Annotated in this window: 18 protein-coding genes; 14 read left to right on the top strand and 4 right to left on the bottom strand. The window is 42.7% G+C overall.

Annotated elements, in window-relative coordinates; all coding sequences use genetic code 11:
* Positions 1 to 395: 395 nt before the first annotated feature.
* The 14 genes from mnmG (at position 396) to N475_RS05440 (ending at position 14,348) form a co-directional block, all read left to right on the top strand.
* On the top strand, positions 396 to 2,285 hold the full coding sequence (gene mnmG, locus N475_RS05505) for a tRNA uridine-5-carboxymethylaminomethyl(34) synthesis enzyme MnmG (protein WP_063356023.1): 1,890 nt from the start codon (positions 396 to 398) through the stop codon (positions 2,283 to 2,285).
* 15 nt (positions 2,286 to 2,300) lie between these two features.
* Complete coding sequence (gene rsmG / locus N475_RS05500) at positions 2,301 to 2,921, top strand: 16S rRNA (guanine(527)-N(7))-methyltransferase RsmG (protein WP_063356022.1); 621 nt, start codon at positions 2,301 to 2,303, stop codon at positions 2,919 to 2,921.
* Between the two features lie 14 nt (positions 2,922 to 2,935).
* Positions 2,936 to 3,721 carry a ParA family protein gene (locus N475_RS05495; RefSeq protein ID WP_063356021.1) on the top strand — a complete coding sequence of 262 codons (786 nt, stop codon included), beginning with the start codon at positions 2,936 to 2,938 and terminating at the stop codon, positions 3,719 to 3,721.
* Between the two features lie 15 nt (positions 3,722 to 3,736).
* Positions 3,737 to 4,681, top strand: coding sequence for a ParB/RepB/Spo0J family partition protein (locus tag N475_RS05490; RefSeq protein ID WP_063356020.1), 945 nt, complete (start codon positions 3,737 to 3,739; stop codon positions 4,679 to 4,681).
* A 138-nt stretch (positions 4,682 to 4,819) separates the two neighbouring features.
* The gene (locus N475_RS05485; RefSeq protein WP_063356019.1) at positions 4,820 to 5,200 is read left to right on the top strand and encodes an ATP synthase subunit I; all 381 of its coding nucleotides are present in this window, start codon (positions 4,820 to 4,822) and stop codon (positions 5,198 to 5,200) included.
* A gap of 15 nt (positions 5,201 to 5,215) precedes the next feature.
* Positions 5,216 to 6,073, top strand: a complete 858-nt coding sequence (gene atpB / locus N475_RS05480) for a F0F1 ATP synthase subunit A (protein ID WP_063356018.1) — start codon at positions 5,216 to 5,218, stop codon at positions 6,071 to 6,073.
* 66 nt (positions 6,074 to 6,139) lie between these two features.
* Positions 6,140 to 6,373 (top strand): F0F1 ATP synthase subunit C, encoded by a 234-nt coding sequence (gene atpE / locus N475_RS05475; RefSeq protein WP_004335261.1) that lies wholly within the window; start codon positions 6,140 to 6,142, stop codon positions 6,371 to 6,373.
* A gap of 45 nt (positions 6,374 to 6,418) precedes the next feature.
* The gene (gene atpF, locus N475_RS05470) at positions 6,419 to 6,889 is read left to right on the top strand and encodes a F0F1 ATP synthase subunit B (protein WP_063356017.1); all 471 of its coding nucleotides are present in this window, start codon (positions 6,419 to 6,421) and stop codon (positions 6,887 to 6,889) included.
* Positions 6,890 to 6,905: 16 nt separating this feature from the next.
* Positions 6,906 to 7,439, top strand: a complete 534-nt coding sequence (gene atpH / locus N475_RS05465; RefSeq protein WP_063356016.1) for a F0F1 ATP synthase subunit delta — start codon at positions 6,906 to 6,908, stop codon at positions 7,437 to 7,439.
* 14 nt (positions 7,440 to 7,453) lie between these two features.
* The gene (gene atpA / locus N475_RS05460; RefSeq protein ID WP_063356015.1) at positions 7,454 to 8,995 is read left to right on the top strand and encodes a F0F1 ATP synthase subunit alpha; all 1,542 of its coding nucleotides are present in this window, start codon (positions 7,454 to 7,456) and stop codon (positions 8,993 to 8,995) included.
* Positions 8,996 to 9,044: 49 nt separating this feature from the next.
* Positions 9,045 to 9,905: a F0F1 ATP synthase subunit gamma gene (atpG, locus tag N475_RS05455; protein ID WP_063356014.1), complete on the top strand. Its 861-nt coding sequence runs from the start codon at positions 9,045 to 9,047 to the stop codon at positions 9,903 to 9,905.
* A 32-nt stretch (positions 9,906 to 9,937) separates the two neighbouring features.
* Positions 9,938 to 11,323: a F0F1 ATP synthase subunit beta gene (gene atpD / locus N475_RS05450; protein WP_023400934.1), complete on the top strand. Its 1,386-nt coding sequence runs from the start codon at positions 9,938 to 9,940 to the stop codon at positions 11,321 to 11,323.
* A 10-nt stretch (positions 11,324 to 11,333) separates the two neighbouring features.
* Positions 11,334 to 11,753, top strand: coding sequence for a F0F1 ATP synthase subunit epsilon (locus N475_RS05445; protein ID WP_063356013.1), 420 nt, complete (start codon positions 11,334 to 11,336; stop codon positions 11,751 to 11,753).
* Positions 11,754 to 12,161: 408 nt separating this feature from the next.
* Entirely contained in the window at positions 12,162 to 14,348 is a 2,187-nt protein-coding gene (locus N475_RS05440; protein WP_155732542.1) for a winged helix-turn-helix domain-containing protein, read from the top strand.
* Positions 14,349 to 14,394: 46 nt separating this feature from the next.
* Here N475_RS05440 and N475_RS05435 read toward each other — a convergent pair whose 3' ends face one another.
* The 4 genes from N475_RS05435 to N475_RS05420 all read right to left on the bottom strand — a co-directional run bounded on the left by N475_RS05435 (position 14,395) and on the right by N475_RS05420 (position 21,576).
* Positions 14,395 to 16,812, bottom strand: coding sequence for an ABC transporter permease (locus N475_RS05435; protein WP_063356011.1), 2,418 nt, complete (start codon positions 16,810 to 16,812; stop codon positions 14,395 to 14,397).
* Positions 16,805 to 17,503 carry an ABC transporter ATP-binding protein gene (locus N475_RS05430; RefSeq protein WP_063356010.1) on the bottom strand — a complete coding sequence of 233 codons (699 nt, stop codon included), beginning with the start codon at positions 17,501 to 17,503 and terminating at the stop codon, positions 16,805 to 16,807. The genes N475_RS05435 and N475_RS05430 overlap by 8 nt, the downstream gene beginning before the upstream one ends.
* A gap of 24 nt (positions 17,504 to 17,527) precedes the next feature.
* Positions 17,528 to 18,781 carry an efflux RND transporter periplasmic adaptor subunit gene (locus N475_RS05425; RefSeq protein ID WP_063364811.1) on the bottom strand — a complete coding sequence of 418 codons (1,254 nt, stop codon included), beginning with the start codon at positions 18,779 to 18,781 and terminating at the stop codon, positions 17,528 to 17,530.
* Positions 18,782 to 18,906: 125 nt separating this feature from the next.
* Complete coding sequence (locus N475_RS05420) at positions 18,907 to 21,576, bottom strand: M16 family metallopeptidase (protein WP_063364810.1); 2,670 nt, start codon at positions 21,574 to 21,576, stop codon at positions 18,907 to 18,909.
* Positions 21,577 to 22,046: the final 470 nt, after the last annotated feature.

Below are 22,046 nucleotides of genomic sequence, written 5' to 3'. Positions count from 1 at the left end.
TATCCACAAATTTACTGAAATTTTATAGGTATTGTGGATAACCCTTGATCTAACTGATGATCTATACTTACTTATCCATTGGATAAATTTAATGACTCAAGTGGCTGTGTATAAATAGCCGATTTGATCAAAGCTTATACGCTATGAGATCCGATCTAATTCACATCATTTGATCTGACCTAAGTCTATGGATCAATTTAGGAATATAACGTTATACACAGATCTCACCGCCTTTAAATATAAGATCAATAAAGATCTTTAAAAAGATCCTTATATATATTTAGTGATCCATTTTACCTATGGGTTAAAATTTAATCGTTTCACTTCTGCGTTTTTCTAGGTAGAATACGCACCCTTTCGAAATTTGCTGGTTGTATTTAAGTAGGATCCCGTAAATGATTTATCATGAACATTTTGACGTAATCGTTGTTGGTGGCGGTCATGCTGGTACTGAAGCTGCACTTGCAGCTGCACGTATGGGTATGAATACCTTATTGTTAACTCACAATATGGACACACTGGGACAAATGTCTTGTAATCCAGCGATCGGCGGGATCGGTAAAGGTCATCTAGTCAAAGAGATCGATGCTTTGGGTGGTGCAATGGCACAAGCCATTGATAAAGGTGGGATCCAGTTTAGAACACTTAACTCTTCAAAAGGGCCAGCTGTAAGAGCAACCAGAGCACAAGCCGATCGAGCACTATACAAAGCTGCGATCCAAGATACTTTACAAAACCAAGAAAACTTGAAGATTTTCCAACAAAGTTGTGATGATCTGATTGTTGAACAAGATCAGGTGAAAGGCGTAGTAACTCAAATGGGTTTACGTTTCAGTGCTGAATCAGTGGTACTGACAGTTGGTACTTTTCTTGGTGGTCAAATTCATATTGGCTTAGAGAATTATAAAGGTGGTAGAGCAGGGGATCCGCCTTCTATCGCGCTTGCACATCGTTTACGCGAGCTACCATTTCGTGTTGATCGATTAAAAACTGGCACACCTCCTCGCATTGACGCAAGAACTGTTGATTTTTCGGTAATGCAGGTACAGCCGGGCGACACACCTACGCCGGTATTTTCTTTTATGGGTAAACAGTCGGATCATCCGCAACAGATCCCTTGTTATATTACTTACACAAATGAAAAGACCCACGACGTTATTCGCGAGAATCTACATCGCTCTCCGATGTACGCTGGAGTGATTGAAGGAATTGGACCCAGATATTGTCCTTCAATTGAAGATAAGATCGTGCGCTTTGCTGACAAAGAGAAACACCAGATCTTTGTTGAACCTGAAGGATTAACTTCTTATGAATTGTATCCTAATGGCATTTCCACCAGCTTACCTTTTGATATCCAATTAGACATTGTGAGATCAATTCAAGGATTTGAAAATGCACATATTTGCCGTCCTGGTTATGCCATTGAGTATGATTTCTTTGATCCTAGAGATTTAAAGCAGTCTTTAGAGACAAAATTTATTAACGGCTTATTCTTCGCAGGTCAAATTAACGGTACTACCGGGTATGAAGAAGCGGGTGCACAAGGCTTGATAGCAGGTATGAATGCTGCTTTGCAAGTGAAAGGTGAAGCACCATGGACACCACGTAGAGATGAAGCTTATACGGGCGTACTGATTGACGACCTTGCAACATTGGGTACAAAAGAGCCGTACCGTATGTTTACTAGTCGTGCGGAGTATCGCTTATTGTTGCGTGAAGACAATGCAGATCTGCGATTGACTGAAAAAGGCCGCGAGCTTGGTTTGGTCAATGATGAGCGCTGGGCAGCCTACAATGATAAATTGGAAGTCATGGAGCAAGAGTCACAGCGTTTACGTTCAACTTGGATCCACAAAGATCATGAAGCGTTAGATCAAGTCAATGCGTTGCTTAAATCACCACTAACCAGAGAGGCGAGCTTAGAAGATCTGATCCGTCGACCTGAGGTGAGCTATCGCGAGCTTATGACGATCGATGGTTTGGCCAGTGAGCATGAAAATTGGCAAGCATTAGAACAGGTTGAAATTCAAACCAAGTATGCCGGTTACATTGCGCGTCAACAAGATGAGATAAATAAACAGCTACGTCATGAAGAAACATTGCTGCCAGCAGAGTTTGATTATAGCCAAGTGAGTGGCCTTTCAAACGAAGTTGTGGCTAAGCTAACAGATGCGCGTCCGCAAACGATTGGCCAAGCTTCGCGTATTTCTGGTATCACCCCAGCGGCGATTTCGCTATTATTAGTGTATCTGAAAAAGCAAGGGCTGTTACGCAAGTCAGCGTAACAGCGATGGAAAACTGTGTTATTAGAACAACTGAATGCGCTGTTAGCTGAAACAGACATTACGCTGACCGAAAATCAAAAACAGCAGCTTGTCGATTATGTCGGGCTGCTCGACAAATGGAATAAAGCTTACAACCTAACTTCTGTGCGAGATCCAAAAGAGATGATGGTGAAGCATATTTTAGACTCTTTGGTTGTGGCACCTCATTTAACTGGCAAACATTATATCGACGTTGGTACTGGACCTGGCCTGCCTGGTATTGTATTGGCGATTGCATTGCCAGATACAGAATTTATACTGCTCGATAGTCTCGGAAAAAGAGTACGATTTTTAACCCAAGTAAAACATGCGCTTGGACTAAAAAACGTGACGCCAGTGCAGTCTCGTGTTGAAGAATATCAACCAAGTGTTAAATTAGACGGTGTGTTAAGTCGTGCATTTGCTTCTTTGCAAGACATGGTGCAGTGGTGTACTCATTTAATAGGTACATCTGGACGATTCTTAGCACTCAAGGGAATGTATCCGCAAGATGAGCTGGATAGTCTGCCTGCTGGCATTTCTTTAGAACAGAATATCACCTTGCAAGTTCCCAAACTGGAAGGTGAACGTCATTTAATTATTCTTACAAAAGACTAAGAGTCGAGGGCACTGTGGCTAGAGTCATTGCAATTGCAAACCAAAAAGGTGGCGTTGGTAAAACAACCACTGCGGTTAACCTTGCTGCCTCGATGGCAGCAACCAAAAGAAAAGTACTGCTGATCGACCTTGATCCGCAAGGCAATGCGACTATGGGTAGTGGCGTTGACAAATATTCTGATGTTGCAACGATTTATGATTTGTTGATTGAAGAAACACCAATCAATGAAGTCATTTGCACCGAAACTTCAGGGGAATATCATTTAATTGCCGCCAATGGTGATGTTACCGCTGCTGAAGTGAAATTGATGGAGCTATTTGCGCGTGAAGTTCGTTTGCGCAATGCCATTGAGTCTGTGCAAGATGATTACGAATTTATTTTTATTGATTGCCCACCTTCACTAAATATGCTGACGGTTAACGCGATGGCTGCCGCCGATTCTGTGATGGTGCCTATGCAGTGCGAATACTATGCATTAGAGGGGTTAACCGCCCTGATGGACACAATCACACAGCTTTCAAATTTGGTGAACCCATCACTACAAATTGAAGGTATTCTTCGCACTATGTATGATCCGCGTAATCGATTGGCCAACGATGTATCTGAGCAATTAAAACAACATTTTGGTGAGAAAGTTTACCGCACCGTGATCCCTAGAAATGTACGTTTGGCCGAGGCGCCCAGTTTCGGTGCGCCAGCAATGTATTATGATCGCGCTTCAAGCGGGGCCAAAGCATACCTTGCTCTGGCTGGAGAAATGTTACGTCGTCAAGAAAAACAAGCCGCTGCGGTAGCGTAAGAGGATAATAAAAACATGTCGGTGAAAAAAAGAGGACTGGGGCGAGGGTTAGATGCATTACTCAGCTCTGCTAAGCCACCAGCTGCTGCACCAAAGGAAGCTTTAGAACCGCAATCGCATGAGCCTATTGAACATCACTCTGCGACTGAGCAGGTCGACATTTCTGAAAACGAATTACAGCGGTTACCGATTGAGTTTCTACAGCGCGGTAAATACCAACCGCGCAAAGATATGTCTGAGCAAGCACTAGAAGAGCTTGCTAATTCAATTAAAGCACAAGGCGTTTTGCAGCCAATTGTGGTTCGCAAAGTGAGCCAAAACCAATACGAAATTATTGCTGGTGAACGTCGTTGGCGTGCTTCTCAATTGGCCGGCCTTGATGTTGTACCTTGTATACTCAAAGATGTAGAAGACGATGCAGCTGTTGCTATTGCGCTGATTGAAAACATTCAACGTGAAGATTTAAATGCAATGGAAGAGGCTGTTGCGCTAGACAGACTGCTCAATGAATTTGAACTCACACATCAGCAAGTCGCTGATGCTGTAGGTAAATCGCGTACAACCGTTACTAACTTGTTACGTTTAATCAATCTCAATGATGATGTAAAAATCTTGTTAGAACATGGTGATATCGAAATGGGCCATGCCCGTTGTCTTTTATCGTTACAAGGTGAAGCACAATCCGAAGCTGCGCGCACTGCAGTTGCAAAGGGCTTAACGGTACGTGAAACTGAAAAGCTTGTGCGTACGATGCAAGAGCCTGTGGTTAAAAAAGAGACAAAAGAAAAGGACCCAGATGTCAAACTGTTAGAACAGCAGCTAGCAGAAAATTTGGGCGCTAAAGTAGAGATCAACTACAATCAAAAAGGCAAAGGAAAGCTGGTTATTTCTTATGCTGATCTTGATGAATTAGACGGCATTCTTGGGCGGATCCATCCAGATTTACAACAACCCTCCTAAAGGTCAAATTTGCGACGAATTGTGTGCCTATTTTATGCGTCATTTCGTCGCGTCAAGTTGCAAATTGAGCAGAAATCAGTATAATTTCGCCAGTTTTTATACCCTGATAAATTTTAGCGTCATTAAGGTTAATATAAAGTGACTCATTCGTTAGCTGGCCCGTACAGGCGTGCCGCATTAAAAGGTGTCTTGCTTCAGGGTATCGTAGCACTCATTGCTGCAGTAATAGTTTTAGTAGGTTGGGGAGCTCAAGCCGGTCTGTCAGCTTTGATGGGCGGTGTTGCAATTGTGCTACCGAACTTTGTATTTGCTTTGTATGCCTTCAGATATGTTGGCGCAAGTAAAGCAGAGCAAGTATATGACTCGTTAAAACGAGGCAAAGGATTAAAATTTTTGCTAACCATTTGCATATTTGCACTGGTATTTAAACATTTAAGTGTCATGGCGTTGCCATTTTTCTGCTGTTACATACTAGTAATGTTTTCGCAGTGGCTAGCACCGATTTTTTTTAATCATTAACTTTTGGGATAAAACATGGCTGCAGAAGAAGTTACTCTATCAAGCCATATTCAGCACCACTTGACCAATGCCAAGATGTGTTCGACCGATGCCGGTCTTGCCTTCAATAAAGCATGTGCGGATAGTGGATTCTGGACATGGCACGTAGATACCCTCGCATGGTCAATCGGTTTAGGTCTTGTATTTTTATGGATCTTCCGTAGCGCCGCTAAAAAATCCACTACAGGTGTTCCTGGTAAATTCCAGTGCTTCATCGAGATGATTGTTGAGTTCGTTGGTGACAACGTTCGCGATACTTATCACGGTAAAAGTGCTCTAATCGCACCATTAGCCCTAACAATTTTTGTTTGGGTGTTCTTAATGAACTTAATGGACTTAATTCCGGTTGATTTCCTACCTGCTTTCGCTGGTTTCGTTGGTGAAACTGCATTTGGTATGGACTCACACGATGTATACATGAAGATTGTACCGACAACAGATATCAATATGACTGCTGCATTAGCACTAGGCGTATTCTTCTTGATGATCGGTTATTCAATTAAAATGAAAGGCATCGGCGGTTTTATTGCTGAGCTAACGCTTCACCCGTTCAGCACTAAGAACAAAATCGGCATGATTTTCTTAATCCCTTGTAACTTGTTACTAGAGACAATCGCATTAGTAGCTAAGCCTTTCTCGCTTGCACTACGTTTGTTCGGTAACCTTTACGCGGGTGAGCTGATCTTCATCTTGATCGGCGCAGTTGGTTTGATGCAGTTACCTCTGCACTTCATTTGGGCTGCTTTCCACATCTTAGTTATCGTTCTTCAAGCATTCGTATTCATGATGCTGACGATTGTATACCTAAGCATGGCTAGCTCAGATAACCACTAAGAATATAATTTTTAAAAGATTTTTTAACTTTAACTTTAATTTACAAATGAAACTTTGGAGAAAAAAATGGAACTAGTATTAGGTCTTAAGTACATCGCTGTTGCTCTACTTATCGGTTTCGGTGCTATCGGTACTGCTATCGGCTTCGGTAACATGGGTGGTAAATTCCTAGAAGCGTGTGCTCGTCAGCCTGAACTTGCACCTTCACTACAAGTTAAAATGTTCATCCTAGCTGGTCTAATCGATGCGGTAGCAATGATCGGTGTAGGTATCGCGATGGTATTGTTGTTCGTACTTTAATAGCCTTATTTTTTGAACAGCTTACTATTTTAAGGAGGAGCGGTTGTGAACTTAAACGCCACTCTACTAGGTGAATTAATCGCATTTGTGGTATTCGTATTATTCTGTATGAAGTACGTATGGCCACCACTAAATGGTGCGATTGAAGCTCGCCAGAAAAAAATTGAAGATGGTTTAGCTGCCTCTGATGAAGCTGAAAAAGAGCTTGAGCGCGTTCGTAAAGAAGCCGCGGTAGAGCTAAATGAAGCGAAATCTCAAGCTGCTGAAATCATTGAGCAAGCTAAAAAGCGTGCTGCGCTTATCGTTGACGAAGAGACAACTCGTGGTCAACAAGAGCGTGAGAAGATTATTGCTCAAGGACACTCTGAAATTGATTCAGAGCGTAACCGTGTTAAAGAAGAACTACGTTCTCAAGTAGCTACTTTAGCAGTGGTTGGCGCTGAAAAGATTTTAGAGCGTGAAATTAATCAAGACGCACACAGCGATATCGTTGATAAGCTAGTTGCTGAGCTTTAATTAGGAGGGTATGAGCATGTCTGAATTGACTACTATCGCTCGCCCATACGCTAAAGCGGCTTTTGAACTTGCCGTTGAGAAAGGTGCTGTTGAAGCTTGGAATGAAATGCTGTTCTTCGCTGGTCAAGTGACTAGCGATGAGCAGGTTCAGGCGCTACTGGGTAGCATTGCTACGCAGGCTGAGCAGTCTGAAGTCATCATCAAGCTATGTGCTGAACAACTCAACGAACAAGGTCAAAATCTTATCAAGCTGATGGCCGAAAATGAGCGTTTATCTGCAGTCCCTGCAGTTGCTGAGCAATTCGCTGAACTAAAAGCGGATTATGATAAAGAAATCGACGTTGACGTGGTTTCTGCAACTGAACTTGCTCAAGAGCAGCAAGATAAATTGGGCGCTGCGTTAGAGAAACGTTTCGCACGCAAAGTTAAGCTGAATTGTAGCATTGACGAAACCGTAGTAAGTGGTTTGGTTATCAAAGCTGGCGATACCGTAATTGACGGTAGCGTACGCGGTAAATTAGACCGCCTAGCAGTGTCGCTACAATCGTAATTGGGAAAAAGAGCATGCAACTTAATTCCACAGAAATTTCTGCACTGATCAAGCAGCGTATTGAGCAGTTTGAAGTTGTAAGTGAAGCACGTAACGAAGGTACTATCGTATCTGTTACTGACGGTATCATCCGCATCCACGGTCTAGCTGACTGTATGCAAGGTGAGATGATCGAGCTTCCTGGCAACCGTTATGCTATTGCATTGAACCTTGAGCGTGACTCAGTAGGTGCAGTAGTTATGGGTCCTTACGCAGACCTTAAAGAAGGCGTAAAAGTACAATCTACAGGTCGTATCCTTGAAGTACCAGTAGGCCGTGGTCTACTAGGTCGTGTTGTAAACACACTAGGTGCACCGATCGATGGTAAAGGTGCACTAGACAACGATGGTTTCGAGCCAGTTGAAAAAATTGCACCAGGTGTAATCGAGCGTCAATCAGTAGACGAGCCAGTACAAACTGGTTATAAGTCTATCGATGCGATGATCCCAGTTGGTCGTGGTCAGCGTGAGCTAGTAATCGGTGACCGTCAGACTGGTAAAACTGCACTTGCAATCGATGCAATCATCAACCAAAAAGACACAGGCGTTAAGTGTGTGTACGTAGCGGTTGGTCAAAAAGCATCTACTATCGCAAACGTAGTACGTAAATTAGAAGAGCACGGTGCACTTGAAAACACAATCGTTGTTGTTGCATCTGCTTCTGAATCAGCAGCGCTTCAATTCCTAGCGCCATTTGCTGGTTGTACTATGGGTGAATACTTCCGTGACCGCGGTGAAGACGCGCTTATCGTATATGATGATCTTTCTAAGCAAGCTGTTGCTTACCGTCAGATCTCTCTACTACTTAAGCGTCCACCAGGCCGTGAAGCATACCCAGGTGACGTATTCTACCTTCACTCACGTCTTCTAGAGCGTGCATCACGTGTTAACGCTGATTACGTTGAGAAGTTCACTAACGGTGAAGTGAAAGGTAAAACAGGTTCATTGACGGCATTGCCAATCATTGAAACTCAAGGTGGTGACGTTTCTGCATTCGTACCTACTAACGTTATCTCAATCACCGATGGTCAGATCTTCCTAGAAACTGACTTATTCAACGCAGGTATCCGTCCAGCTGTTAACGCTGGTATCTCGGTATCTCGTGTAGGTGGTGCAGCGCAAACTAAAATCGTTAAGAAACTAGGTGGTGGTATCCGTCTAGCGCTAGCTCAGTACCGTGAACTAGCGGCGTTCTCACAGTTCGCTTCTGACCTTGACGATGCTACGCGTGCACAGCTTGAGCACGGTGAGCGTGTAACAGAGCTAATGAAGCAGAAGCAATATGCACCTATGTCTGTTGCTGAAATGTCTCTGTCTCTATTTGCTGCTGAGAAAGGCTTCCTACAAGATATCGAAATCAACAAGATTGGTGATTTCGAAGAAGGCCTAATCGGTTTCGCAAACAGCACTTACGCAGAGCTGATGACTCAAATCAACGAAACTGGTAACTACAACGCTGAGATTGAAGCGCAACTTAAAGAACTTCTAGAGAAGTTCAAGTCGACGCAAACTTGGTAATTTAGTTATTCATGGTGACTTCGGTCACCACTGATTCGGAGAGAGAGTCATGGCCAGCGGAAAAGAGATAAAAAGCAAGATCGGGAGTATTAAGAATACTCAGAAGATCACCAGCGCGATGGAGATGGTTGCCGCTTCAAAAATGAAGAAGGCGCAAGACCGCGTGGCGTCAAGCCGTCCATACGCTGAGAACTTACGCAAAGTGATCGGTCGTGTTGCTCAAGCAAATCTTGACTTCCATCACCCGTTCTTAGAAGAGCGTGATGTGAAGCGAGTTGGTTATATTGTTATCTCAACTGACCGTGGTCTGTGTGGTGGCTTAAACTCAAACGAGTTTAAGAAAATCACACAAGACGTTAAGGCATGGAAAGAAAAAGGCGTTGACGCTGAGTATGCTACTTTAGGTAGCAAGGCGGCCGGTTTCTTCCATCGTTTTGGCGGTGAATTACTCGCTAAAAAAGCGGGTCTTGGAGATGCACCTTCAATTCAGGACGTAATTGGTCCTGTAAAAGTAATGCTAGACGCATTTGCTGAAGGCAAAATTGACCGCTTGTTCGTTGTGTACAACAAATTTGTTAACACAATGAAGCAAGAGCCAACGATCGAACAGTTATTACCTTTGCCAAAAGCTGAAGAAGAAGTATCAGCCCACGCTTGGGACTACTTATATGAGCCAAACCCAGAAGCGATCTTAGAGACGCTATTGGTTCGTTTCATTGAGTCACAGGTGTACCAGGGTGTAGTAGAAAATGCTGCATCTGAACAGGCTGCCCGTATGGTTGCGATGAAAGCCGCAACTGATAACGCAGGCGACCTAATGGATGAGCTGCAACTTGTTTACAACAAAGCACGTCAGGCTGCAATCACACAAGAAATCAGTGAGATTGTTGGCGGTTCGGCTGCTGTTTAACGCTTCGGCAAAGTTTAACGAGAGGAATAGACATGAGTTTAGGTAAGGTCGTCCAAATTATCGGCGCCGTTGTGGACATCGAGTTCCCACAAGACAACGTGCCAGCCGTATATGACGCACTAAAAGTTACAGAAGGCGACCTAGCTGGTTTGACACTAGAAGTGCAACAGCAGTTAGGTGGCGGTGTGGTACGTGGTATCGCACTTGGTACTACAGACGGTCTACGTCGTGGTATCTCAGTAGAAGGCACAGGCGAGCCAATCAAGGTTCCAGTTGGTACTAAGACCCTAGGTCGTATCATGGACGTACTTGGTCAGCCTATCGATGAAGCAGGTCCAATTGGTGAAGAAGAGCGTATGTCTATTCACCGTGCTGCGCCTTCATATGAAGATCAATCAAGTTCAGTTGAACTACTTGAAACTGGTATCAAGGTTATCGACCTTGTATGTCCGTTCGCTAAAGGTGGTAAGGTTGGTCTGTTCGGTGGTGCCGGTGTTGGTAAAACCGTAAACATGATGGAACTTATCCGTAACATCGCAATCGAGCACAGCGGTTACTCAGTATTCGCAGGTGTTGGTGAGCGTACTCGTGAGGGTAATGACTTCTACCACGAGATGAACGACTCAAACGTACTAGATAAAGTATCACTAGTATACGGTCAGATGAACGAGCCACCGGGTAACCGTCTACGTGTTGCACTAACTGGTCTTACAATGGCTGAGAAGTTCCGTGACGAAGGTCGTGACGTACTATTCTTCGTAGATAACATCTACCGTTATACTCTAGCAGGTACTGAGGTATCAGCACTTCTAGGTCGTATGCCTTCAGCGGTAGGTTACCAGCCAACTCTTGCTGAAGAGATGGGTGTTCTACAGGAGCGTATCGCTTCGACTAAGACTGGTTCAATCACTTCAATCCAAGCGGTATACGTACCTGCGGATGACTTGACTGACCCATCGCCAGCTACAACGTTCGCGCACCTTGACGCAACAGTAGTACTTTCACGTGACATCGCGTCTCTTGGTATCTACCCTGCGGTAGACCCACTAGATTCAACTTCACGTCAGCTAGACCCTCAAGTAATCGGTAACGAGCACTATGAGACTGCACGTGGCGTTCAGACTGTACTTCAGCGTTATAAAGAGCTGAAAGACATCATCGCGATCCTAGGTATGGACGAGCTTTCTGACGAAGATAAGCAAGTTGTATCTCGTGCACGTAAAATCCAGCGTTTCCTATCTCAGCCGTTCTTCGTTGCTGAGGTATTCACTGGTGCACCTGGTAAATACGTATCTCTTAAAGACACAATCTCTGGCTTTAAGGGCATCCTAAACGGTGATTACGATGATATGCCTGAGCAGGCATTCTACATGGTTGGCTCAATCGACGAAGCAGTTGATAAAGCTAAAAACATGTAATTAGGAGGTTGTGATGGCAATGACAGTACAACTTGACGTAGTTAGCGCAGAGAAGAGTGTATTCTCAGGTTCTGTGGCAACTATTCAAGTAACAGGTAGTGAAGGTGAACTAGGTATTCACCCTGGCCACGCGCCACTCCTGACTGGCCTAAAACCTGGTATGGTACGTTTGGTTAAAGAAGATGGTACTGAAGAGATCATCTACGTCGCAGGCGGTACGCTTGAAGTTCAACCTAAGTCAGTAACTGTTCTAGCGGACGTTGCTATCCGTGGTGAAGAGCTTGATGAGCAAGCTGCTGAAGAAGCCAGACGTGAAGCTCAAGCGCAAATCTCTTCGGGCTCTGCGGCTGACCTTGATTACGATCGAGCGGCTGTACAGCTAGAAGAAGCGCTTGCACAGCTACGCGTTATTCGCCAGTTGCGCAAATAACCAACCACCTATTTGGTTTAAAGCCCACGCTAAGTTTACTTGGCGTGGGCTTTTTATTAGCAACTCATTCCACTTTTAACGACTCCCCGTTAATACCTATCAAGAACCCTTAAGTTTAGTTATTAATACTAAGTTATTAATATTTATATTTATTTAGGTAAAAAGTAATAACTGAAACAAGTGCTTCTGAAACCAACTTTTGCTTTATTGATGACTATTCATCGATTATAAGTGAACAATTGTTCACATTGAGGGATATTTAAAATAGTATAGAGATGGGCCGTATGGTCGGCCAATAACTATGACGTACTTAACTTGAGTGCATTGTATTAGATAATCAGCTCTTTTGGCTGTTCAAGAGCTTTGCATATTTACTCTGCTTTTATTCCTATATCCTCAAAAAATAATATGAATATTGTTGCGTTTTGTAAAAATATAGAACAAATAAAACTGGAATCTTGGACGATATATCCAGACAAACAATTACTGACTGACAACGATAAAATAGAAAGGGAGTTGGAGCCATTACTATTTAGGATGCTGTTGTATTTTATCGATAACAGTCACCGCATTGTCACGCGTCAAGAGCTATCGGATGAAGTATGGCAACAGCCTTATGTGGATGACAATGCTATCAATCGTGCTATTTCTGAATTAAGAAAAGCACTTAAGTCAGACAAGCAGCGTGGCCAAACATTAAAAACCCACTATCGTACTGGTTATAGCTTTGTACTCGATGTCGAAATTATTTATAAAGGCACACAGCCCAAGTCAAATAATGTGGAGCCAGAACAAAGTGCACCTAGTGTCGTAGATAAGCCTACTTATAATACGCAACCTTCATCATCGTCGCGTACATCATCGATTGCAAAGTACGTTTGGGGAGCGGTAGGGGTCATCGCTTGTGTGGCGGCTGGCGTGATGCTTAAAGCGCAATTGCCATTGGCGACTGAAGAACCTGAGCTTGCTGCGCCACAGAGTAGCAAATACAAAGAATACATTACCCAGTTAGATAAAGAGATCCTAACTTGGAGCAAAGGGTCCGTTGCTTTTCAGGATATGTCATCGGATGGGGCTTTTCTAGCTTACTCATTCTTGGCTGAAGGCAACCGTACGTCGGCTTTGTACGTCAAGGATATGAAGTCTTTACAAAATATAAAGTTGGTGGAGAAGGACGGTGCTAATGTCATGCCTACTGGGTGGGCAGCAGACGGTTTAAATTTATATTACCAAATCAGTCGAATAGGGGAGAATAAGGTATGTGAATTGTGGTCTGCCACTTTTACACCTGGCTCGACCGATGCGAATCATACCAAGGTTTGGGATTGCAATGCAGAGCGCAGAATGAGCGTCACCAGCTTAGAAAATACCTTGTTGTATACTAAGTATGATTATCGTGATCGCCCTTATATTTCAGCTATCTTCAGTAAAGACCTCGTAAGTGGCACCGAGTTTCAAGTTACCTCACCGAATATTCGATTTAGTGGGGATTTTTACGTTAAGTTATCCCATAGCAAGAACGAAATCTTGTTTTTACGCTCGATAAAAAATGGCACGGCCATTTTTAAAGCCAATGCAGATGGCAGCGATCAAGAACTGTTGGTGCGATTAAACTACAGACTGCGCTCGGTTGAGTGGTCTAGCGACGATTCAAAAGTGATGTGGTTTGATGACAATGAAAATAAATTAATGACGTATGAGCTTGCCAGTAAAATCGTCGCGAGCATGTACTTTCCACTTGAGAAAGAAATGCACGGTTCCATGGTGGTGTCACCCGAACAACTCATTTTCTCGACCAAGCTGCTTGATGGCAATATTTATCAAATTGACGAAAGCACGTCAGAGCCGTCCCTCACTCCATTTTCTGTATCAGACGCGACTGAGTCCTTGGTAGCACCTTTTAATCACGCAAAGGGTGGTATCTATTTGGCAAGAGGGGCGAGAAATCAGTCACTTTGGAAGATCCTTGACGGTGTGCGTACTAAATTGCTTGATTTGCCAACAACTGAGATTGTAGACATAGTGTTATCGCAAGATGATAGTCAGTTGTTAGTGGCATACCAAAATCAACTAGAAATCATCGCAATGGACAATCTCAGCGTTGTAAAGAGTATTGCCGTGAGCGATACCATCGCAGATGCCAGTTGGGGACTCAATGACAACCTTGTGATGACTTTGGTCAAAGATACCAGCGACGCTTGGAGCTATAGCTTAACAGAGCAAAAGTTTGTGCGTTTAACTAAGAAAGGTATTCACTCAGCTCGAATGATAGATGAAACCTATTTGTACTACTTTGATAAAAATTACAAATTGTTTAAACGTGAACTAGAAACTGGTAATGAGCAGGTGCTGTTAGATCTATCAGACACGACACATTTGAGTTGGTCTATGACTGACGATTTTGTTTACTTCAGCTCAGGGAACAGTGTCAGCAAAATGGACTTGGCAAGCTTAACAGTCACTAGGCTTCTGAATGTCGAGCGTAAAACAGACTCTTTCTTTGGTATTTTTACGGGTGCTCAAGATGGGCAGGTCTATGTTTATGCTAAACGACTTCAAAACAATCATCTATTAAACGTGTCGGTGGCGAAATAAGTTAGAGAAATGCGAGCCCTACAGGGTGTAGCGCTCGCTGTAACAGTTATTCGTAACGTAAGCTATTTGCAGGCCGCGTTGATGCTGTTTTATAAGCGATACTGGCGACTGTCAGCCATACTACTGCACTGACTAACACAAGGGCAGTTACATAGATAAACCATGGTTGGTCAATCCGCACATTAAAGCCACTTAGCCAATCCGATGTGATGAAATAGGTGATCGGGAATGCAATTGCTGCACTGATAACCGTCAACACCACAAATTCTTTTGCAAGTAAGTTCATTAAAGATAGCTTTGATGCGCCCAGTACCTTACGTACAGCAACTTCTTTTTGACGCCTATTTGCTGAGAATGAGCATAAGCCAAAGATACCAACACAAGTCAGCACAACCACCAGCACAGAGAATACCGCCACAATATAGGCCGTTTTACGGTCTGACTTATAAAGGTTGTCATAGTTGTATTGAACCTCATTCATCGGTAGGTTAAACAAGTTGAATCTTGTTTGTGCGAATTCAACCACTTCGCTCTTGTGTACTGGCGTGATAGGGGTATTGAAGTTGAGTACAACATTACCTTCATTCATCCAGCTATAGCCGCAGATGAAGAAACTTGGTGACGCACCATGTTTCGCCGAGCCGATAGTCAGATCAGAGACGATACCCACAATTTTTACACGGATCATCAGATCGGACTCTTCACCAGTTGTAAACGTCCAGGTCTCTCCAATCATACTGCTCATATCATCACGACCAGCCATACGTGCAACTGATTCACTGATAATGATACTTGCCGTTTCGTTACCCTGTGAGTCTACTGCGTGCCAGTCAGAAGCGTAAGTAGCGCTGAAATCACGACCGTGCAATAAGTTCAAACCTTGGGTTTTTACTGGGTCAAACCCCGTGCCAATGAAAGGTAAAATTGGCACATCGTGATCAGCACCAGGCCACAGCAGTCGCGCCGAAGTATTGGTCGACTTAGTTAGCGAGGTATCAGAAATAGTGGCTGAGTCAATAAATGGCAATTGAGAAAATGCGCGCGCTAAGTTTCTCTCTGGGTTGTCAAATAACAGCGCACGGTTGACTCCTGAGATCTCAATACGATTTTCTTTTTGATAGCCTGTCTCTATGGTAGTCATGTAATTTAATTGCTGGTGTAAGATAAATGCACCAATGATCAAAGCTATGGATAAAGACGCCTGCAGTATCATGAGCGCTTTTCTAATTCTAACGGCTGTTGTACCACGTGTTAGATCACCACTTAAGACGCGTTTAGCATCGAATGCTGTCAAAAAGAAAGCAGGGTAAAGGCCCGCCAATAAGCCTACGACTAAATTGATGCCTAGCAAGAATAAAATGCTAATAGGTGTAATATCAAAGCTGAGTTCCTTTTCTATTACGGCGTTAAACCAAGGTAATAACACCACGGCTAAAATTGCCGCGAGTACGGTTGCGATGGTTGAGATCACCAAAGACTCACACAAAAATTGAGTGATCAGACTTTGTTTTGATGCTCCCATGGCTTTTTTAACACCAACTTCTTTCGCTCTTAGCACGGCCTGAGCTGTACTCATGTTGATGAAGTTAATGGAGGCAATTGCGATGAGCAAAAATGTGAGGCCAATACACACGTCTACGACAAACTGAGAACCGTGAACTTTCATTTCAAATCGAGAGTTGGCGGTTAGGTAAATATCACTCAAACGTTGTAGTGAAACTTCAACCATATTTTCGCCACGATAAACTACATCGTTATATAGTTGCGTATATTGTGTCGCAACGTCTTCTACCTGCTGTTGTGGGTCGATTTTGATATAGGTAAAGCTGTCATTGCCGAGTGGGTTTGGCTCGCCCAACAATTGCACTTGGATGCTGGTTAAAAAATCTATTTTCAAATGAGTATTTTCGGGTAAGTCTTTAAATACGGCACCTACCGTCCACGTGACTTGTTCGTTATCAAGTGTCTCTCCCAATACGGACGTTTCACCAAATAGGCGCAGCGCCTGTGATTGTGACAGCGCAATATAATTTGGGATCGTAAGTACTTTATCAAGCTCTCCGTCAATGACCTCCAATGCAAAAAACTCGGTGAAGTTTGCAGTGGCTGCATACAAGTTTTCTAGCTTAAGCAGGCTATCATTGATTTTAACTTCGTTGTTGATCACAGGACTCATGTGGATCAAATTTAAGATATCTGACACGCCTTCCACACCCGAAAAGTGTGGGTTCATAGCAGAACTACTTACCGGTGCATTGAGTCCCAATGAAGGCCAATTCTGTGCAACTCGATATGTATGCTCTGGGGCTGGGTGGTATGTGTCGTAGCTGGTTTCATAAGAAGCATATAGGAAAACTAAAATTGCCGCAGCCAATCCAAAAGCGAGACCAATAATGTTTAAAATTGAATGCTGACGGTATTTATTCAATAGCCGCAAAGCAGTGATAAATTGAAGCTTAAGCACATTCCACCTCCAAAACCTCAGTCGGGCGGCTATGGTGAATTTTACCATCCAGTAACTTAATGACCTTATTACCGTATTGTGCATCACGGTCTGAGTGCGTCACCATAACAATGGTCGTCCCCTCTTTATTTAGCTCACTAAGCAACTTCATAACCTCTTCACCATTTTTAGAATCTAGGTTACCTGTTGGTTCATCCGCTAGGATAAGTTTTGGGTTTGTCGCCAGTGCTCGTGCAATCGCAACTCGCTGCTGTTGACCACCAGATAGTTGTTGAGGCAAGTGGTTGGCCCTGTGTGCAATATCAAAACGTTCCAGCAAACCGTTCACTCGTTCTTTTTGCAAAGACTTATCTGCATTGTTATACATCAAGGGCAGTGCAACATTTTCAAAAACCGTTAGTTCGTCAATTAAGTTGAAGCTTTGAAAGACAAAGCCTAGGTTCGCTTTACGAATTTCACTTAGCTGACTCTCGTTTAACTTTGCCAGATCTTTATCATTGAATAGGTACTCCCCCTGACATGGGCTATCAAGCATGCCCAATATAGAAAGTAGCGTAGATTTACCACAACCTGACGGGCCCATAATCGACACGAAGTCGCCAGTGTTTATTTCCAAGTCGATATTATTAATTGCGGTTGTTTTTATATCTTCAGTAATATAACTTTTTATAAGGTTTTTTAATTTAATCATTCTCTTCAATCCATTTTATTCGTTTTATTTTAATATTAATTTTTCTGCGCTATTAAATGTTGAATAGCTCGAGGTGATTACTTTCTCACCTTTGTCTAATCCGCTTCTAATTTTGAAGTTGTTTTTATCTTTACCTGATATTTTTATTTTTCGTCTTTCAGCAGTATTGTTTTCTTTTAAAACAAAAACCCAGTTTCCACCTGTATCAGAAAAGAAAGCACCTCTTTTTAATAATGTTGCATTTTTATTTACTTCGCCAATCATTAACTCAACGTCTAATGTTTGCCCTCGTTTTATATTCTCTACGCCATTAGGAATATCTACTTCAATATAAAACTGAGAGTTATCAACTTGGCTGTCTATTTTTGATACTTGAGTTGTGTATTTTTGGCCTGCTACATTGATGCTGGCCGGCATACCTTTTTGGATGATGTTCAAGTAGTACTCATCTACTCTGACAGAAAGAATGTTGTCATTGGGCAGGTCGATTTGCCCTAATCGAGAACCGGATACTTTAGATTCACCGATCTCAGCGTCAAGCTGGCTCAGATAGCCCGATGTTGGAGATTTGACTACCAAGTTTTCTAAATTGAGTCGCGCATACTCTAAGTTGCGTTCAAGCATGTGTTTGCCGCTATCGAGCTGTTCTCTTTGAACTGAGCGAATTTTTTCATCGGCTTTTTGGCGTTCCAAGGACAGTGCAAGTTGTTTTTTGTAGTACACCAACTCGTCTTGACGCTCAGTTAGCTCTTCTCGTGATACTAGGCCTCTTTTAGCCAGTTTTTCTGTATGTGCCAGTTTGCGTTGCAGTTGTTTTACTTGGTATTCCAGTTCAATAATGTCGCGCTTGATATTGAGGCGGCTGGTTTCCATTTCCATTTCTGTATTACGCAAAAAATTAAGCTGTTCAGTTACTTGAGCTTCTCGGCTGATCACCTGAAGCTGCAGATCCGTGTTTGATAACCTCGCAATAGGTGTGCCTGCTTCAACAAATGTGCCTGGCTCTACAAATACTTCTTCAATTACACCACCAGATTTAACATCTAGATAAATAGTTTTACGTGGCTCAACTTGGCCTCGTAGCGGTAGGTTATTGGCAAATGAGCCTTGTTTGACAGTACTAATAGAAATGCTATTTAAAGGTACTGATTGCGCACTACTCGGGATAGAAAGCGCTTGCATAGAGTATAGGCCGATCATCGCGGTGGATGCCCCGAGAATACCCATCGCTGCTTTTAATCTTTTCTTTGACTTTGGTTTTTCGATCTTGGTATCCATATTTACCTTCAATGTCATGTGATGATGAACTTAGATACAAGATTACTTTTTGTGCTTAAAGGATATAACTGGTAGAAATGACAGCGTTTTATAAGGCTCTAAAAAGAGCCTTATAAAACATATGGTTACAACTTAAATTTAAAGTTGGATACAGCTAATTGTGCTTCAATTTGTGCTTGGTCGCCTATAAGTATCCACTGCGTATTGGTTGCATTGGTTAATGCCTTCATTGCCGCTGGTATTTGCTGCAGTGAAATATCTTGAAGTGTAGATTCAAAATCAATCACTGTGTCTATGGTATTTTGCTCAGCAGTTAGTGCTAGGAATAGGCCCATATTGCGTTTATTACTCAATAAGTTAGTAAAGCGAACTCTACTTTGGCGCTTACTCTGTGCCAATTCCTTGGGCATTAAATTCGTGCTCAGTGGGTTATTCATCAGGCTTTGTAACTCGTTCAATGCTGCGCCCGTAGAGTTGGTCGCCACAGGAGCCATCAGGGTGAATAGTGTGTGCTGGGAAGTGAGTGGCGTCAACTTAGTCACACCACCATAAGACCACTGTTTTTCATTCCGAATCAGCTGATTTAAGCGTGATGCTGGACCGCTTCCAAAGATCGCATTTGCGGTTTTAGTTACTTGGTTTACGCCGTTATTTAATACATGCGCTGCGACAATGAGTGTTTGCTTCATCTGTGGCTTATTGATGATATGCAATTTTGTGTGTGGGTGCTGGTGGTTGGTCAGTATACGTGTAACAGGAGATTGCTTTGTACCCGTTTGCTTTGTGCTCAGAGGCGCGATATAAACCGATTTTTGCTCAATATTCTCATTACCTACAGAGGCATACGTAACAAGGTCTTCATTGAAAAGCGCATGTAGGTATTCATTTGCGTCAGTCAATCGCAATGCGTCAACAGTGTCCAATCGTCCAAACCCTGTCAGAGGTGCTAGGCTCACGCCTGAGAGAACATGATTGGATATTTCGTTTAGCGCCGTGCTTTCCATATCTCCTTGCAGACGTGCTAGGTGCTTTAGAACTTGTTGCTTTGCCTGCTTAAATTGAGGGGCTGTTAGTTGTATTTCACCAGCCTTAAGATCTGCAAGGTACTGCATAACTTTATTTTTATGTTGATTTGGTGCCAAAACACTGAAGTGTGTAGAGTGAGCATATCGATAACCAATTAAATTGATACCCTGAGCTTTCGCATTCGCTTTTAGTGCGTTGGTTAAGACTGCGGTGATCCCTTCTAAATGATTGGGCTCATTTAGAAAACCAGATTTAGTAGAGAGTGTCAGAGCAAACTCAGTGTCGCTAGGTTGTTCGAGGTGTATGAGTTGTTTTTGCTCATCAATATTCTTTGAGCGTAGTGAAGTAAGCGTTGGTATTGGCGTTTCAGTGATCGCTGGTGGGATGTTTGACGGTTCAGCCATTGGTGAGTTTAATTGTTCAGGCAGATATGAAATAGTGAGCGCTTTTGACGGGTGCAGCCAAGTTTGTACAACCTCTACAAGGTCTTGCCATACCAGTCCTTGATGTTTTTGTTGTCGGGTAAAGTAGTAATGTGGGTCGTTGTAGTAGACTTCACCTGCGGCAAGTAAATGTGCTCTGCCAGACTGCCCGCTTATTACGTCACTTTGTTTAGCAACTTCAATGGCGTACTCTTCTGTTGCGCGTGTCAGCGCAGGGGCCATATCTGGTACATATTGCAATTCCGTAAGCGCTTCAAATAAGGCCTTTTCTAACTGCTGCGTCGTCGTATTGGGAGCTAACTCGGCGGCGATAACGAATTGACTAGAAAGCAGACGCTCGGTGTGCATAAATGAAATAGATTTGGCAAGTTTCAGATCCTCTACAAGTTTTTTATGAAGATAACTAGTACTTGGTGTGTTGAGCACTTTTGTAAGTAAGTTAAAAGCTTCACTGTACTGAGTATTTCGACCTGGTACATGCCAAGCGAAGAGTAACTGGTGCGTATCGAGAGTATGCGTGGTCACAAGGTGTTTTTTGGCACCATTGGGTAATGCAAGCTGTTGATAGCTGACAGGCAGAGGTCCGGCTGACACTGCACCAAAGTGTGTTTTAACCTTTTCGATCGTATGAGTCGGGTCAAGATCACCAGAAACAACGAGTACAGCGTTATTTGGCTTGTAATATTGCTTAAACCAGTTTGTTACCTTGTCTAAAGAAGCCGATTTTACATCATCGATATTACCTATAGGTGGTAAGTGATAAGGATGTGAACTAGGGTATGCGGCTTGCGTCAGTGTTTGCATCATGGCATTGAATGGGTTGCTATACCGCTGCTGATACTCTTTGAGCACAACTTGTTTCTCAGTTTCTAACTTTTTGTTGTCGAGTGCCTGCGTTAAGTGCTGCATTCTCTGAGCTTCTAGCCATAACGTATAATCAAGCGCTCCTTTTGGGATAGTTTGAAAATAACGGGTGCGATCATGGTTAGTCGTGCCATTGGCCTCTTGCGCGCCTGCACTTTGCATGGCTGCGAAATGATTGGTTGGCGCATGTTCAGAGCCAGTAAACATCAAATGCTCAAATAAATGTGCGAAGCCACTGTGCTGCGCCTGTTCATCCTTCGCACCTACTTTATACCAGATGTTTACGGTTACCATCGGAGCTCGGTTATCTTGATGGGCTATTACTGTTAAGCCATTGCTGAGTTGTGTTTTAATAACTTCAGGTTTATATACCTTTAATTTATTGCTTTCTATATTAGCTGTGTTTGTACACCCTATTAATAGAGTTGTAATTATTAATATTGCTTTTAAATGTTTTTTCATTTTCGTCCTCCTTATTTGTTTTTATTCTATTTTCAATCTCTGCTTATATCTTCCTGTTAGTTTTTTCAGGTTTTTAAAGATGTTTTTTGTTTCTGTAAGAAATGACAGTTACTCATTTTTTTGATTTTTAATAATATGAATTTGCTCGCTAAGCAATGGCAAATATAAAGAAGTTTTAAATGTTATAAAAAATAAAAACATGTCACTTCTTACAGTTTTATAAAAATCAGAATTTGCCATCATGTTTAGCAACAAAACGAAAAAACGAAAAATGGAATAAAGAGAACGAACATGAACAATATTTTGAAATTACAGCAATTACCGCAAAGCAATAAACCTGAAGACAATCTTTGGAGTATTCACAGCGTAATTTGCCGAACAGTTACTTAACTTACTACTCAATAATTTGGAGAAAATTATGAACAACGTATTAAAGCTACAAGAAATGACATCTACAACTGAAGCAGACG

Origin of the sequence: Pseudoalteromonas luteoviolacea DSM 6061 (assembly GCF_001625655.1) — a bacterium.
Classification (GTDB): domain Bacteria; phylum Pseudomonadota; class Gammaproteobacteria; order Enterobacterales; family Alteromonadaceae; genus Pseudoalteromonas; species Pseudoalteromonas luteoviolacea.
Note: the sequence above shows the minus strand (reverse complement) of the source record. Positions and strands in the feature narration are given on the sequence as shown.